At 77.5% G+C, this 16,054-nt stretch carries 6 protein-coding genes; all 6 read right to left on the reverse strand.

The genetic code is table 11. The features are described from left to right. Positions 1 to 189 precede the first annotated feature (189 nt). The 6 genes from ACQKQD_RS11220 to ACQKQD_RS11245 all read right to left on the reverse strand — a co-directional run bounded on the left by ACQKQD_RS11220 (position 190) and on the right by ACQKQD_RS11245 (position 16,053). Complete coding sequence (locus ACQKQD_RS11220) at positions 190 to 1,854, reverse strand: hypothetical protein (protein ID WP_091977388.1); 1,665 nt, start codon at positions 1,852 to 1,854, stop codon at positions 190 to 192. Continuing rightward, the gene (locus ACQKQD_RS11225; RefSeq protein WP_427508392.1) at positions 1,851 to 4,973 is read right to left on the reverse strand and encodes a hypothetical protein; all 3,123 of its coding nucleotides are present in this window, start codon (positions 4,971 to 4,973) and stop codon (positions 1,851 to 1,853) included. The genes ACQKQD_RS11220 and ACQKQD_RS11225 overlap by 4 nt, the downstream gene beginning before the upstream one ends. A gap of 186 nt (positions 4,974 to 5,159) precedes the next feature. Continuing rightward, positions 5,160 to 7,145: an SWIM zinc finger family protein gene (locus ACQKQD_RS11230; protein WP_427508393.1), complete on the reverse strand. Its 1,986-nt coding sequence runs from the start codon at positions 7,143 to 7,145 to the stop codon at positions 5,160 to 5,162. A gap of 12 nt (positions 7,146 to 7,157) precedes the next feature. Next, positions 7,158 to 8,288: a VWA domain-containing protein gene (locus tag ACQKQD_RS11235; RefSeq protein ID WP_427508394.1), complete on the reverse strand. Its 1,131-nt coding sequence runs from the start codon at positions 8,286 to 8,288 to the stop codon at positions 7,158 to 7,160. Continuing rightward, positions 8,285 to 12,148, reverse strand: coding sequence for a DUF4132 domain-containing protein (locus ACQKQD_RS11240; RefSeq protein WP_427508395.1), 3,864 nt, complete (start codon positions 12,146 to 12,148; stop codon positions 8,285 to 8,287). The genes ACQKQD_RS11235 and ACQKQD_RS11240 overlap by 4 nt, the downstream gene beginning before the upstream one ends. A 14-nt stretch (positions 12,149 to 12,162) precedes the next feature. Continuing rightward, positions 12,163 to 16,053 carry a DUF4132 domain-containing protein gene (locus ACQKQD_RS11245; RefSeq protein WP_427508396.1) on the reverse strand — a complete coding sequence of 1,297 codons (3,891 nt, stop codon included), beginning with the start codon at positions 16,051 to 16,053 and terminating at the stop codon, positions 12,163 to 12,165. Position 16,054 lies beyond the last annotated feature (1 nt).

Raw genomic sequence — 16,054 nt, forward strand, 5'->3', positions numbered from 1 at the left:
CAGCGAACCCAAACCGCGAACGCGCACCGGTGGTCAGTGCCGGCCCAGTGAAGAGCGGGCCAGTGACGCTTTGCCGGGCAGGGTGCAGGGACGGCGAATCGCCGCCCGAAATGCAAGGTCCGCCCCAGCCGACGCCCCTCGTCGCGGGGAGGATAGGCCAGGCGCGCGGCCGCATCAATCGGGTCCGTCTCACGCCTGCCACCGCACCGGCTTGCCCTCGACCTGGGCGTGGACGAGGCGGCGCACGGCCAGCATGTGCTCGCAGGGGCCCCGGGTCAGCCGGTTGTGGGTGTAGAACCCGCACTGGCAGCTGCCGCCGACCATGCGGTCGTCGGAATCGAGCTCCACCGCGGGCGTCAGGCTCCGGCCGTCGTCCAGCACGGTCCCGCTCAGGCGCCGCCTGTCGCCGGCCTGCTCGACGGGCCCGAGGGTGACCAGTCCGGCCGCCAGGAACCGGTCGGCCTTGGCCTCCTGCTCGGAGGCGAAGCGCAGGGCGCCCGGCGCCAGCGGCTCCCGGGTCAGCTCCCGCAGGCGGTAGACCCGCTTGTCGAGGTCGAACATGGCGCGGCCCGCCTGCACGTAGCCGCCGAGCGCCGCCTCCACGGTCGACCGGTCGAGGCCGGTCTCGGCGGCGAGTTGCCCGGTGTCGGCGGCGTGGTGGCGCCGGAGCGCCGCGAAGACCCGGGCGGCGGTGTCGGCGTCGACGTCGGCCCGGGGCGCGAGCAGGTCGAACTGCCCGGCCCGGGACCAGTCGTTGGCGGTCCAGCCCGACAGGCCGAGCGTGAAGCGCAGGCCGCCGAAATCCACCACCGCGAAGGCGGGGAGCCCGGTGCCGAGGAGGTGCAGCCGCACCGACCGGGCGAGCGGCAGGGTCCGGGCCAGGATCGCGAGCCGCCGCCGGCCCCACAGGCGGATCTCCGCGGCCGCGCCCCCGCGGTAGATCGAGCGCCGGAAGGTCAGCCGCTCGTTCCAGGGCTCGATCAGCACGCTGACCGGCCGGCCGGGCTCGAGCAGGAACCGCAGGGAGCGCGGGCCGTGGCGCTCCCGGCGCGCGGCGAGGCGGGTCAGGATCGCGTGCATGTCGACCGGGTGCAGGTCCACCACGTGGGCGGGCTGCGCCATGGCGCTCGACACCTGCAGGAAGCCCCGCATCCAGGAATCGGGCAGGTCGATCTTGTCCTCGCGGTAGGCGGCCTCGCCGGAGGTCTGGACCGCGAAGCCGGTCGGGTCGATCGCCAGCTCGGTGTCGCGGTAGCTGCGGATCTTCTGGAACTCGTCGTAGAGGGCGTGGCTGTAGTCGATGTTGGTCGTGCCGCAGGCCATGTCGCCGATCCGCGCGAACGTGTCGTGGTCGCAGGACAGGCGCCCGTAGCTCGATTCGTCGAGGCTGAACGCCTCGAAGAAGATCTCGTCCGGATGGACCGTGATGACCGGGTCGAGCACGATCCAGGCGTCGAGGTTCTCCCGGTAGAGATAGTCGAAGTACCGCTTCCGCGCGTCGTAGAACGACCGCATCACCGCGTCGGAGCGGGCGGCGATGTCCCGGGACTCGGCGCGCAGCGCCTCGATCTCGGCGCGCAGGCTGTCCTTCTCGGCGAGGGCCTCGGCCAGGAGCTCCTGCTCGTGGGCCTGGAGCCACGCGAAGTAGGCGGTGCGGTCCTTCGGCTTGAAGCGCAGGTCCGACACGACGACGTGGTGCAGGGCGGAGATCGCCTCCCGGAACGGCAGGTGCCGCGCCACCGTCCCGGCGAAGTAGGTCGGCTCGCGCAGGGTGTCGGGAACGAAGCCGAGCCGGGTCGCGTCCGCGTCCGAGACGGCCCGGCTCTCGCCGAGGTAGCGATGGACGAAGTTCATCGGGCCTCTTCCGAGACGGAGACGGGTCCCCGCGCCTCCGGCGGGCGCCGGACGAGGGGCACGGCGAGATCGGGATGCGCGTCGGCGACGTCGCGCAGGGCCAGGATCGCGGCGCTGCGGTCCCGGGCCGTGCCACTCAGGGTCAGGTCGGCGAAGAGCGGCAGCAGCGCCTCGGCGCGGGCGCGGCTGCGCAGGGCCTCGGCCCGGAGGAAGGCGGCCATCCGGTCCTTGGCGACCCGGCCGCGCAGCACCTGCAGCATCACGATGCGGGCGAGGGGGATCAGCCGCGCGAAGGCCGCCTCGCTCGCCACGGCCTGCTCGGTGAGGAGTTCGGTGAGCAGGAGGTGCATCGACGGGGCGGGGTGCTCTAGGAGACGCAGGACCTGCGCCTCCGCGTCCTCGGGCCGGAGCCGGCTGCGCAGGAGGTGGCGGGCGAGGGCCAGGACCTCCGGCTTGACGCTGTCGGTGACGACGGCGAGCGCCTCCGGCGTCCAGGCGGCCTCCGGCCACGCGTCGAACAGGTGTCGGGCGAAGGCGAGGGTGTCGGGCCAGTCGCTCTCGACTAGGAGGACGGCCTCGGCCGCCGCGGCCTGGAACCGGGCCGGGTCGGCCGCGAAGGCCGCCGTCGCCCAGTCCCGCACCGATCGGTAGGGGTGGCCGCCGAGGCGGGCGATCTGGCGGACGCTGAGGGCCTCGGCGCGCCGGTCGGGCAGGAGGGCGGCGCCGAGGCGGCGGGCGCCGTCCGCGCGCGCCTGCAGCAGGCGCCACAGGGTGCCGTCGTCGAGGGCGGCGCATTCCCCAGGCAGGGCCTCGCGCAGCAGGGCCACGGTGTCGGCGGCGTAGGCGTCGTCGGGCGCCGCGCGGAACAGGCTGCCGATCAGCTCCCGGGCGAGGCGGGGAGCCAGGCCCGGATCCGCCGCCGCGAGGCGCACCACCAGGGGCCGGGCGGCCCGCCGGACGGCGCTGTCGGGCCCGCTGGCGAAGGCGACGATCCGGTCCGCGTAGAGCCCGAGCCGCGCGTCGTCGAGGCGGGCCAGCAGGACGAGGGCGGCGATCCGGATGTCCTCGGATTCCGCGTCGATCAGCGCGTCACAGCTCTCCGGCGGCAGGCCGGCGGCCCCGGCCTCGGACTGCGCCAGGAGGGCGAGGCCGGCGGACCTGACCGCGGCGGACGGGTGGGCGATCAGGGCGGCGGCGGTCTCGGACGCGACCGGCAGGTCGCGGTCCGGCCACAGGACGGGCAGGGCGGCGCGCAGGCCCCGGATCGCGGCCGTCGCGGCCGCGTCTGGCTCCGGCGGCATCGCCCGCAGCCACGCCACGAGCCGCGTCACCAGGGGCGCCGCGAGCCCGGGGGGCAGCGCCCGCGCCCCGGCGAGGCCCGGGAGGGCCGCCTGGACGTCCGGCTCCGGGCTCGTGAGCAGCGCGGCGGCGAGGTCGGGATCCGACCAAGCGACCGGCGCCCCGGCCTCGAGGCGCCGCAGGGCCAGCGCCCGCGCCTCCGGCTCCGGGCTCGCGAGCAGCGCCGCCACCAGGGCGGCGAGTTCGGCAGGCTCGGCGATCCCGGCGGCGAGGCGCGCCTGGGCGGTCCGGAACGCGAAGGTCCGCACGGCGTCGTGCGGGGCGGCCAGCAGGCGCCCGATCTCGCTGGCCGTCAGGGCCGCGCAGGCCCGCGGGTCCGCGCGCAGCACCCGCAGGCCCAGCCGCGCCACCGGCTCGATCCGCCCCTCCGCGGCGAGGCGGAGCGCCAGGTCCGGGCGGGCGCTCCAGAGATCCGGGAAGGCCTCGTCGCGCCGGTCGGGATCGACGGCGCCGGTCTCCAGGAAGGTCAGCGATCCCGTCCGCGGCCGGGCCTCCGGGGCGTGGCGATACAGGAGCTGGCTCGCGGTCCAGTTGCGGGCGAGCGGCCCCCGCGCCCGGGCCTGCCGGCCCCAGGTCCCGTCCGGCTGCCGCCCCCACGCGGTCCAGCGCGCCGGCGGGTCGAGGTCCTCCGGCCCGAGGGCCAGCAGGAAGCCCGCCGCCAGCGCCGCGAAGGCCGGGTCCCCGACGGCGCCGCGCTTGCGCAGGGCGCGCCAGATCCGCCGCTTCATGTAGGCGCGGGTGGCGGTGGACAGGCCGAGCCGCGCCTCCGGCCCCTGGCGCGCCGCGTCCACCGCGACGTAGCGCCGGAGGTCGGGGACGTAGGCGTGGCTCCGGCCGGCTTGGTACATCGCCTGCGCGGTCTCGAAGCGCTGGGCGGTGGCGCCGAACAGGGCGGCATCGTCGGCCATCTCGGCGTGCTTGAAGAGGCGCCGCAGGCCGATCAGGTAGGGCGGCCGCGCCGGCAGCCGGAGCAGGGCGGCGCAGAGCGTCGCGTGCAGGCCGGGCGCCGCCTGCGCCCGCCGGCCGAGCGCTACCAGGGCCGGCCCGACCCGGCCCGGATCGTGCCGGGCGAGGCCGTCCAGCGCCCCGCACAACCCGTCGACGTCGCCCGCCTCGGCCGGCCGGGCGACCATGCCGGGCAGGTCCGGCTCGGCCTCCGGCGGCCGGTAGGGCCCGGTGAGCGGGGCGGCGAGCGCGAAGCGGGCGAGGTCGCGGACCACGCTCCCGGGCGCGTCGGCGGCGATCGCCGCGAGCGCCGGACCGGCCTGTGCGCCCGCCGCCCGGGCGAGCGCCCAGACCAGGGCGTAGCTCGCCCGCGCCGGGCCGAGGCCCCGCGCGAGGGCGATCAGGTCCGGGGCGGTCGCGGCCAGCCGCAGCTCGCCGATGCGCCAGAGCAGGCGGTCGCGGTCACGCTCGGCCCAGCTCTCGCGCAGGCAGGCGGAGAGCCGCGCCCGCAGCACGCCATCGCGCCCGTCGGACGTCGCCTCGGGTGCGGCGGTCTCCGGGCCGTCGACCCGCCGGTAACCGCCGTTGATCTTGGAGACGACCACGCTGTCGAACACCCGGGCGGCCGCCTCGGCGGTCACGGGCTGGGGCGTCTTGGAGCCCTCGCGCAGGGTCGCGCCGCGCCGGCCGTAGCGCGTGTTGACGAAGTAGCGCTCGGGCGTCCCGAGGGCCTCGTTCTCGATCAGGTCGACGTCGTAGACCTTGTCGGAGGTGGCGTCCCGCAGGTGGAGGCGCGCCGCGCGGACGACCCTCATGCCACCGCGCCGGCCCGCGCGGCCGGGCAGGGATGCGTCGCGCGCGCGCGACGGTCGACGGGTCCTCGCATCCGGGCTCCTCGCGAAACGACCGGGACGGGCCGGCCGGCGAATCGCGGCGCCCGAAGCCGCGGCAACCTGCCCCAGCGGGACCGAGGGGGCAACCGCGCGCGCACGATTCCGTGATCAGGCCTCTTCCGGCCCGGGATCGTCGCGCATGGCGGCGACCCAGAGGGCGGCCCGGGCGAAGGGCTCGGACTGCGCGCCCGGAGCCGCCAGGGTGGCGGAGAGGAAGGCGGAGAACCGCGCGGCGGTGGCCGGATAGCCGGTCGCGGCGAGGCGTGCGACCAAGTCGGCCCCGCCGGCGCGGGCGCTGGCCGCGAAGGCCCGCCGCCCCGCATGGAGGGCGTTCGCCAGGAGCGCGGCCGCCTCGTCGAGGAGCGTGGCCGGCCCCAGGTCCGGCGCCGGCGGGATCGGGTGGCCGGCGCCGTCGGGGACGGCGAGGTCGGGCACGACGAGCCGGTCGACCGACACCGACCAGGGATCGCAGACCAGGGCGCCGTCCTCGATCCGCACCGGGCCGGCGACCTGCCGCACGGGTCCCCAGCGCCCCGCGCAGGCGCCCGCGAGGGCGTCCAGGGCGTGCGGCGCGGCGGGGTCGTAGGCGCGGGCGAGATGCAGCGTGCCGCCCGCCCCCGGCAGCGCGACGGCGGCCTGCCACGTCTGGGCGCCGGGCGCCCAGGCCTGTCCCAGGACCGCCTCGACGGGGAAGACGTGGAAGGCCTCCAGCCGGTCGCGCGGGCGCAGGAAGACGGGCGGCCGGTCGGCGAGGCGGCGCAGGATCGACGGGACGTCCCGCGCCGCCAGGGGGGCCGGCAGGGCCACCAGGGCGTCCCGCGGCAGCAGCGCCGTGCGGCCCCGTGCGCCCTGGCCGAGGGCGAGGAGCCCGTCGGCCCGGCGCCGCGCGACGCTGGTCAGGATCTGGCCCTGGCCGGTGCCCGAGACGGACAGGCCCGGGCTCAGGAGGCGCCCGGACAGGCCGGCCGCGATATCCGCCTCGGCCTCGCCCGGCGCGAACGCGCGCTCCAGCGCCAGGAGCGCGCCGGTATCGGTGTCGGCCAGCGCCACCCGGGCGGTGGCGCCGCGCCCGCGGGCGAGGAGCCGGGCACCCAGGGAGACGAGGCGGGTCTTGCCCATGGCGGTCTCGTAGGGCTGGCCGAGGCCGAGGGCGGCCTCGCCGCCCCGGACGCGGCCGAGGAGTTCGGTGGCGAGCGCCAGGACGACGGCCGCGTCGTAGGCGGCGTGGCGCCCGGCATAGGCCGCGACCTGCCCGTCGAGGTCCGCCTCCGCCAGCAGGAGCTGCGTGGCGCCCCGCCTCTCGGCCGCCCGCCGGAGCCGGGCGAGGGCCGCGCCGTGCGCCTCCGGTCCGGACACGACCCCGGCCTCCAGCAGGCCGGCGACCACCCGGTCGGCGGCCTCCGTGAGGTCCGTCTCCGCCGGCGTCGCCTCCGCTCCGGCCAGGGCCGCGCCGCCCAGGCGGATCTCGGCGGCGCCCGCGGCCTCCCGGAAGGCGCGGATCGCCAGGGCGACGTGGGCGCAGCCGCCCCCGGCCGCGCAGTCGCAGCGGGCGTAGCCGACGGCGTCGGGCACGAGGAAGCGCACGGTCGCGGTCGGGAGCCGCGCGGCCGGGACGGCGCCCCGCTCCAGCCCGACCGTGATCCCACCCGCCAGGAGGCGCCGCAGCTCCGCCGCCGCCGCGCCGCCGAGCCCCGCCTCGAGGGCCGCGCCGTCGAGGGTGCCGGGATCCCAGGCAACCGGCGCCGCGGCCGGCACCGCCGCACCCTCGGGATCTCCATCGCCGGCCCCATCGCCGGTCCCGTCGGCCGGCCCGTCCGCGACCGGGGCGGCCCGGTAGGCGACGACGAGGGCGACCCGGTGCCGGCACATCCCGCTCGCCGGGCAGGTGCAGCTGGCCTCGCCGGGAGGCCGGCCGGGGCCGAGCCGCGTGACCGTGCCGTCGGCGAAGCGCGCCTCGACGGTGCCGTCCCCGGCCTCCGCGAGGTCCGGCCCCTGGCCGGCGGCCACCTCGCGCAGCGCCCGCTTCACCAGCCCGGCATTGGCGAGCTGGATCAGGCCGTCATCCGTGAGCGCGCGGAGGTCGGGGCGGGCCATCGGCGGCGCCGCTCAGGCCCGGATCGCGGCGGCGAGCCAGCCGGCGAGCTCGCCGGGCGTCATCGCGCCGATCTCGGCGCCGGCCGCCACGAGCCGCTGGGCCATCGCCCGGTCGTAGGCGGGCCGCGCCTCCGAATCGAGGGCCGCGAGGCCGAGCACGCGGGTCCGCTGGCCGGAGAGCGCCCGCACCTGCTCGACCAGCGCGGCCTCGCTCGCGCCCTCGTAGAAGTCGGAGACCAGGACCACGATCGCCCGCTCCGGCGCGGTGATCAGCCCGGCCGCGTAGCGCACGGCGCCCCCGATATCGGTGCCGCCGCCGAGCTGGACCTTCATGAGCAGCTCGCAGGCGTCGTCGCAGTCGCGGGTCAGGTCCACCACCGCCGTGTCGAAGGCGACGAGATGGGTGCGGATGCCGGGGAGCTTCCACAGGCAGGCGGCCATCACCGAGGCGTGGATCACCGAATCGAGCATCGACCCGCTCTGGTCGACGAGCAGGATCACCTGCCAGGGCCGCATCTGGCGCCGGTTCCGGGCGAAGAAGTGCAGCCGCTCGACGGTGATCCGCCGGCTCTCGGGATCGTAGTGGCGCAGGTTGTCGCGGATCGTCCGGTTCAGGTCGAGGTCGCGGGCGCCGGGCAGGCGGGTGTGGCGCCGCCGGTCGAGCACCCCCGAGAACGCCACCGCGAGGTCCCGCGCCAGCCGCTCCATCAGCTGCCGCACCACCTCCTGCACGAGCTTGCGGGCCATCACCAGCACGTCGGGCGCCATCAGGTGCTTAGAGCGCAGGACCGCCTTCAGCAGCGTCTCGTTCGGCTCGACCCGGGACAGCACCTCGGGGTTCGTGACCACGTCGTCGATGGCGTAGAGCTCGATCGCGTCGCGCTCCAGCCGCTCGATCGTCTCGCGGGGGAAGAGCGTGTGGACCGCGTTGATCCAGCCCGGCACCGTCAGGGTCGACCCCTCGCGCCCGCCCTGGCGGCGCTCCCCCCGCGACGCGCCCTCGGCGTCGCGGCCGTAGAGCCAGTCGAGCGCCTGATCCATGCCGGCCGCATCGCCCGAGAGGGCGCAACCGGCCCCCGCGCAGGCGGAATCCGCCGCCTCGCCCAGGATGAGTCGCCAGCGCGTGACCGGGTCGAGGCTCACCGCAGCCGCGTCCCGGCGAGGAGGCTCGGCCCGCGCAGGAGCTCGCTCGCCGTCACCGGCGCGAGCTCGCCGAAGGCGCGCTGGCCCGGATCCGACCGGCTGCTCCAGGGCGAGCCGAGGGTCAGGTCGCCGAGGGTCTGCTCCCGGTCCTCGAACTCCACCGCGCCGGTGAACAGGCCCTCCGAGAAGGTCAGCGACGCCTGGCCGGCCGCGCCGCCCGGGAAGGTCACGGCGCGCTCGATCCACCACACCACCCCGGCATCCTGGGGCGCCCCGAGGGGCCAGCCCCGGGCGGCCATGCCGCGCAGGCGGTTGGCCTCCACGACGGTCCCGGCGAAGCGGCTCGTGGTCGATGCGGCGGCCTCGGCCTCCGTGAAGGCGTAGGTCTCGCGGGCGAGCTGCGGGAAGGGCTGGACGATCTCGTAGTCGCCGAACAGCGCCCCCCAGGCCGCCAGCGCCCCGGCGTCGAGCTGCAGGGGATGGACGAGGCCGATCAGGCCCGGGGCCGCCCCGGTCAGGTCGAGGTCGAGCGGCGCGTCGTCGGCATCCGTGAAGGTCAGGTCCTCGGCCACCCGGAAGGTCAGGCCCGGACCGGTCCGCGGGTCGGCATCCGCGAAGGTGGCCCAGACGAGGCGCTGGGCGAGGTGGCGCACGAGCGGGTGCGCGGCGAAGCAGGGGCCGAACACCGTCGGCTGGACCCGGCGGGCGCCGGCGAGCATCGCCTCCAGGCGGGCCACCTGCAGGCTCGCCACGGCCCGCGCGTCCTTCTTCAGGGCGCCCCAGCGGGCCACCGCCGCCGCGGCCTTGCCGGCCTCGTCGGCCTTGGCGGGCTTGGGCAGGTCCTTGAGCCTCTGGCCGGCGGCGTCCCGGACCCAGGGCTTGAGGGTCTCGTCGAACCCGACCCGGAACCCGCGGGGGCCGAAATCGAGGTCGAGGCCGCCGCGCTCGTCGAGGTCGAGGTCGGGGGCGAGCCGGTCTGCCAGTTCCTCGGGGGTGAGGCCGCGGGCCTCGGCGAGCTGGGCGATCTTCTGGCGGGCCTTCTCTTGGAGCCCCTTGAACTTCAGCTTCTCGGCGATGCCGTTGAGGTTCATCAGCGCGACGTCGGTGCCGATATCGACCAGCACGTCGAGTCCGGTGACCGCGCGGGCGTGGGCGGCCTCGCCGGGCCAGCGGCGGATCAGGCGGGTCAGGTCGCGGGCGGTGGCGTCAGTGCCGAACCAGCCCAGCGCGCGCAGGGCCCAGCCGTCCTTGGAGGGCGTCCCGGCGGCGATCCAGGCGGAGAACAGGTCCCACGCGAAGGCCGCGAGGCTCGCCTCGGTGCAGGCCTTGCGGACCATCGGCACGCCGGCATAGACGGCGTCCGGGTTGGTGAAGGACAGCATCTCGCACAGGGTCAGGATCGCCGCGTCCGGCAGGGCGGTCCCGTCCCGCAGACGCGGCCGGGTCAGCATGGACGGCACGACCCAGGCGGGCGGCTTGCCGACCTTGGCGGGGACGCGGGCGAGGGGATCGCGGTCGAGCACCTGCGCGACCGCCTCGGTCACGTCCGGTGCCTGATCCGCGTAGCGCGCGACCACGGAAGCGATGATGGCGCGGCCGTCCGCCCGGTCCTGCGCCAGCACGCGCAGGGCGTGCTCGCCGGCGTCGCGCAGCGCCCCGGGCCGGCCCACGGCGTCGGGCAAGAGGCGGGTGAGGGCGGTCTCGGGATGGCGGCGCAGCCAGGCCAGGGCCGGCTCGCGGGCCTTCTTGAGCTTCGTGAGGGCGCGGGCGGCGGGCCCGGCGAGGCGGGCATCGTCCACCGCCAGGACCGCCGGCAGGAGCCCGACCGGATCGGCCTCGACCAGCCCGACGAGGCCCGGCATCGCCCGCTCGCCGAACCGCGACAGCATCGCCCACACGATCTCCGGCCACTGCGAGACGTGGAAGCATCCCGCGACGACGCGCGACTGGGCCCAGAGGGCGAGCGCCAGGGGCTCGGGCTGCCGCTCCAGGCTGCCGACCAGCTGGCGATAGGGCGAGTTCGCCCAGTAATGGCAGGCCTCGTCGATCTGGGCGACGCGGCCGGCGACCCAGGCGATCAGGGCCGGCGGATCGTCGCGCGGCGGCTCGGAGAGCGGGGGCGGGATCCGGCTCCAGCCCTGCGTCGGATGGGAAAGCTCGGCGGCCGCCACGAAGGCCCGCAGCGCCTCCGGGCCGTCGAGGGTGACGGCGTTCCGCGCGCGCCAGTAGCTCGGCGCGACCTCGGGCACCGCGTGCGCGAACGGCGTCGGCAGCGGCGCGAGGGCGAGGACGAGGTCGTCCCGGGTCCGGGCCTTGGCCCGCCAGGGCGGGTCGCGCAGCACCCGCGGCCAGGCGGCGGGCTCCGCGAGGGGCACCGCGCGGGCTTCCGCCAGGGCGTCGAGGATGCCGGCCCCGCGCCCGCCCGACGCCGCGAGCCAGCCGCGGACCGTGTCGAGCCCGTGGGCGTCGAGCGCCCGGTTCACCCGGGCGCGCAGGGCGGGCTCGGACCGGCCGCCCGCGAGGGCCGCGAGGCAGCGGGGCAGGATCGCGGCGGGATCGGCCTCCAGCGCCGCGTCGAGGGCGGCCGCGACGGGCTTCTCGTGGAGGTGGGGCAGCAGGGCCGGGAGCGCCCCGGCCTCGCCCGTCGACAGGATCGCCAGGGCGACCGTGCGACGCTGCTCGTCAAGGGCGTAGTGCAGCAGCCAGTCGAGGGCCGGCAGGGCCGGCTGCCCGGCGGCGCGGGCCACCGCCAGCAGGGTCGCGGCCGCCTCGGCCGCGTCGAGGGCGCAGTAGACGAAGTAGAGGTGGTAGCTGCGCTTGGCGCGCCAGCCCGCGACCGCCTCCGGCGGCGCGTCGGCCAGGAGCGGCAGGTAGGCCGTGTCGGCCGTGACGTCGATCCCGGCGGAGGCGGCGGCCTCGAGCACGGCGAGGGGCTGGAGCGGGTGCGGGGCGGCCCGGTCGTCGGCCAGGATGAACGCGAAGGCACAGGCCGCCGGCCAGTCGTGGTCCTCGGCGATCCGGGCATTCAGGAGCGCGACCGCGGCGTCGTAATCGGCCTCCGGGGCGTGCACGAGGGCGGCCCGCAGGGCGAGGTGGAGCGGCTCGGCCCAGGACAGGCGCTGGTAGGCGCGCGGCGTCTTCGGGGTCGGGCGGCGGCGGTCGGCCAGCCGGGCGACGGTCTCCGTCCCGCCCTCGGCCACGGCGTAGCGCAGGACCGCCTCCAGCGCCCCTCGAAGGACGGCGTCGCCGGTGGCGGCCCGGGACGGATTCCCCTGTCGGCGCACCTCCGCGGCGTCGACGATCGCGTCCAGCCAGGCGGCGAGGCCGTCCCGGTCCGGCGGCGCTCCGGCGAGGCGCGCGGCCTCGGCATCGCCGAGCGCGGCCGCCAGCGGCGCCGCGATCGCCTGCCAGGCTTCCGCCGCGTCCGGGCGCGGACCGGGGCGCAGGCGGGTCGGCAGCGGCACCGCCGCGAAGACCGCGGCCGGGGCGGGGGGCGGGACGGGCTCCGGCGGGGCCTCGGCCGGCGGCGGGGCGGCGGCCGGCTCCGCGGCTCCCTCGACAACCGTCTCGCCGGCCGGCCCGGACGCCTGCACCGGGGCGGGCTTCCGGGCGGCGGCGGTCGGTGCCGGGGCGGGCGCCGGGGCGAGAGCCGCGCCGTCGGCGCGGACGTAGCCCTTGGCGGTCTTCTCGCGGACGAGCTTGTCCTTCTCCTTCACGGCCGCGGCCGCGTCGGCGCAGGTCTTGTCCTTGCTCTGGCCCTGGGTGCCGAGGCGCCCGAAGCGGACGGTGAGCGTCGGGCCGGAGACGCCGACCTCCCAGAATTTGGCCGCGCTGCCCTCGACCAGCTCGTAGCGTTCCATGGCCTGTCTCCCTCTCACGCGTCGCCGGCGGCGGCGAGCAGGCTCGGCGTCCGCAGGACCTCGCTCGCGGTCACCGGGTCGAGGTCGCCGAACCGGTGGGCCGCCGCGGCGCGCCAGCCGGTCTCCGACAGGGTCAGGGTCCGCAGCGTCTGGATCCCGTCGCCCTCCGGGCCGGGCCGGTGCCAGAACCCGTCCTCGAATCGGAGGACCGCGACGAGGCGGGTGCCGTCGGGCAGCGCGACCGGACGCTGCACCGCATGGACGTGCTCGCTCCCCGTGTCGGTCGACCAGCCCTGGGGCCGCAGCCCCCGCAGGCGGCGGCCGCCCACCCGGACCCCGTCGAAGCGGTGGGTCTCGGCGGCGCCCCGCTCGGCCTCGGTGAACGCGAAGGTCTCGCGGGCGATCTGCGGGAACGGCTGGGCGATCTCGTAATCGGCGAACAGGCCGCTCCAGGCGGTCCGTTCCTCCGGGTCGAGGTGGAGGGGGTGGACGAGGCCGACCACGCCCTCGGCCGCCGCGACGTCGAGGGCGAGGGCGTCGTCCGCGGCGTCGGTCGGCGAGAGATCCTCCGCGAGGCGGAAGACGTGCGCCGGCGGCGTCGCGGGCGCGGCGTCCGGGTAGAGGCCCCAGACGAGCCGCCCGGCGAGGTGGCGGATCAGCGGGTGGGCGGCGAAGAACGGCCAGAACACCCCCGGGGCGACGCGGCGCTGGGACGCCAGCATGGCCTCGAGCCGGGTGATCTGCAGGCCGGCCGCCGCCTCGGCGTCCTTGCGCACGGCCGCCCAGTGCCGGGACGCCGCCTTGGCGGATTCGGGATCGTCCGCCTTGGTCGGGCGGGGCAGGGCGGCGAGCCGCCGGCCCTCGGCGTCGCGCAGGACGGGCTTCAGAGTCTCGTCGAAGCCGACCCGGAACCGGCGCTCCCCGAAGGACAGGTCCAGCCCGCCGCGCGCGTCGAGGCCGAGATCGGGGGAGAGCCGGTCGGCGAGGTCGACCTCGTCGAGGCCGCGGGCCTCGGCGGCGTCGACGATGGCGGCGCGGGCGGCCTCGCGCAGCTGCAGCAGCGGGCTCTTCTCGGCGATGGCGCTGAGGTTCATCAGCGCCACGTCGGTGCCGATCCCGGCGAGCACGGCGATGCCGGCCTTGCCGCGCGGCTTGAGGCCGGCCTGCCCCCAGGCGCGGATCTGCCGGGTGAGGTCGCGGGCGGCGTGGTCGCCCCCGATCAGGGCGAGCGCCTGCATCGCCCACTCTCCCGTCGCCTTGGCGCCGGCGGTGATCCAGGACTGGAACAGCGCGACCGCGAAGGCGTCGAGGCTCTCCGGCGTGCAGGCGGCGCGGACCTGCGCGACGCCCGCGTAGGGCGCGAGCGGGTCGGAGAAGGCGAGCATCTCGCACAGGGCGGTGACGGCGGCGTCGGGCAGGGCGCCGCCGCTCCGCAGGACCGGGCGGGGCAGGGCGGCGGGGACCACCCAGTCGGGGAGCTTCGGCGGCTTGGACGGCACCTGCTCCAGCGGGTCGCTGTCGACGCCGGCGGCCACCGCTTCGGGCACGCCGGGATCCCGCTCCGCGTAGGCCGCGACGGCGGCGTCGAGGGCGGCGCGCCCCGCGGGTTCGGCGGCGAGGAAGCGCAGGGCCGCGTCGGCCGCGTCGCGGTCAGGGCCGGCGGCCCCGAGGGTCTCGGGAAGGAGCCGCAGCGCGGCGGTGCGGGGATGGGCGCGCAGCCACGCGGCCGCGGCCGGCCGGAGCTTGCGGGTGCGGTGGAAGGCCCGGGCGGCGACCGGGGCGAGGTCGGCGGCGTCCACCGGCTCGACCTCCGGCAGGAGCTGCGCCGGATCCGCCGTGACGAGGCGGACGAGGCCGGGCACGGCCCGCGCGCCGAAGCGCGACAGCATCACCGCGATGGTGCGCCGCCACGCGACGTAGTGGGCGCGCTGCGGCCCGGTCTTCTCCCACAGCATCAGCGCCAGGGGCTCGGGCTGCCACCCGACCATCCGGAACCAGGGCCCGTAGTTGAAGTAGAAGAAGCCGGTGAACGCGTCGCGGTCCAGGTCGAGCCGGCGGTCGAGCCAGGCCAGGGCGGTGGCCGGATCCGCGTCGGCGGCGGGCACGGGCTCGGCCGGCGGCGGGATCGGCATGTCGTAGAGGGCCTCCGCCTCGGTGGCGCGGATCCGCACCGCGAGGTCCGTCATGGACTCCACCAGCGTCCCGGCCTCGAAGTAGAAGGTGCTGCGGTCGAGGGCCTCGTCGGGGTCGAAGCCGTGCGCGAAGGGCGTCGGGATCGGCGCCACCGCCCGTTCCGACCGGGCGCGCGCGGTCCCGCGCCGCCGCCAGGGCGGGTCTCGGAGCACGGGCGGCAGGGCCTCCGGCGCCGCCTGCGGCGCGCTCCCGGCGGCGAGCAGCCGGTCCAGGCGCCCCGCGCCCCGGCCGCCCTCGGCCGCCGCCCAGGCGCGGGCGGTCTCGTGCCCGTGGCGCGCGGCGAGGGTCACGGCCCGGGGGCCGTAGGCGGGCTCCCCCTTGCCCTGGAGCGCGCGCAGATAGGCCCGCAGCATCCAGTCGGGGAAGGCCGCGTCGGCGGCGTCGAGGGCGTCGCGGACCAGCTTGGTGCCCACGAAGGGTAGGAGCGCGTCGAGGGCGTCGGCGGCGCGGGTCTCCAGCAGGGCCCGGGCGACGATCGTGCGCTCGGGGCCGACCGCCCCCTCCAGGAGCCAGACGAGGCCGGGGGTGGCCGGCTCGCCGGCCGCGTCGGCGACGGCGATCACCGCCGCGGCGGCCTCCTCGGCCCCGACATCGCAGGTCGCCAGCGTCGCCCGGTGATACGGCGCGGCGTACCAGGGCGCGGCCTGCGCGGGCGGCAGGTCGACGATCAGCGGCAGGGCGACGTGGGAATTGCCGTAGGCCTTGGGATCAGGCGGGTCGCAGCGCGCCAGCACCGCGCGGGCGGAGAGGGCGTGGTCGGCGCCGGGCCGGTCGTCCGCGAAGATCACCGCGAGCCAGCGGGCGAGGGTGGGCTCCGGGTCCGAAGCGGCGAGCCGGAGGGCCGCGTCCAGGGCCTCCGCGTACGCCGCCTCGGGGGCGGCGACCAGGGCCGCCCGGAGACCCAAGGTGGTGGGGATGTCCCAGGCCGAGACCGGGAGCGAGCCGTAGCGGCCGGAGGGACGGGGCCGCAGCCGGTCGAGCAGGGCCACGAGCGTCCCCCCGGTGCCGGAGCGGGCCACGAGCCAGCGGGCGAGATGCGTGAACGCCGCCCGGGCCGCCGGCCCCTGCGGTCCGGGCTTGGCGCCCCAGGGGCGCTGGCTCAGCGCCGGGCAGGCCGCCTCGAGCCGCTCCAGCCAGGCGCGGACCTCGTCCGGGTCGAGGGCCGGCGGCGCGCTGTCGAGCCGGGCGGCGAGGGCCTCGGCCGGCGCGCGCGCCTCGTCCGGGGCGGCCTCCAGCAGCGGGCGGATCCGCGCCGCGAAGGCGGCCCAGTCGGCGGCGGCGTCGAGGGGCGCGCCGGGCCGGCTGCGGGTGGGCAGGGGCGTACCGGTGAAGATCGGGACGCGGCGCGCCTCCGCGCCGGCGGCGGGGGCGGGCGACGTCCCGGCGGTCCCGGTCTCAGCGAACCGGGCCTCGGCGACCTGAGCTTCGGCCGCCGGGGATGCGGCGGCGTTGCCCGTCGCCGCGGCGCCCGCTCCGGAGGCCGGATCCGGTCCGGCCCGCGCGGCCTCACCCGCCGGGCGATAGCCCTTGCCGGTCTTCTCCCGTACCAGCCGGTCGAGTTCGACCTGGGCCGCCTGCGCGCTCGGAAAGCTCTTCGTCTTGGACTGCCCCTGCGTGCCGATCCGGCCGAATCTCACGATGAGAACGCTGTCCTCGGCTCCGGCCTCCCAGAACTTCGCCGATGTTCCCGCCGTCAGCTCGTAACGCTGCATG

The sequence above is a fragment of the Methylobacterium sp. NPDC080182 genome, from assembly GCF_050281105.1.
GTDB lineage: Bacteria > Pseudomonadota > Alphaproteobacteria > Rhizobiales > Beijerinckiaceae > Methylobacterium.

Excerpts from the sequence above, each read along its gene's own strand:
- ACQKQD_RS11220 (WP_091977388.1), bottom strand. The coding sequence starts at position 1,854 with ATGAACTTCGTCCATCGCTACCTCGGCGAGAGCCGGGCCGTCTCGGAC.
- ACQKQD_RS11225 (WP_427508392.1), bottom strand. The coding sequence starts at position 4,973 with ATGAGGGTCGTCCGCGCGGCGCGCCTCCACCTGCGGGACGCCACCTCC.
- ACQKQD_RS11230 (WP_427508393.1), bottom strand. The coding sequence starts at position 7,145 with ATGGCCCGCCCCGACCTCCGCGCGCTCACGGATGACGGCCTGATCCAG.
- ACQKQD_RS11240 (WP_427508395.1), bottom strand. The coding sequence starts at position 12,148 with ATGGAACGCTACGAGCTGGTCGAGGGCAGCGCGGCCAAATTCTGGGAG.
- ACQKQD_RS11245 (WP_427508396.1), bottom strand. The coding sequence starts at position 16,053 with ATGCAGCGTTACGAGCTGACGGCGGGAACATCGGCGAAGTTCTGGGAG.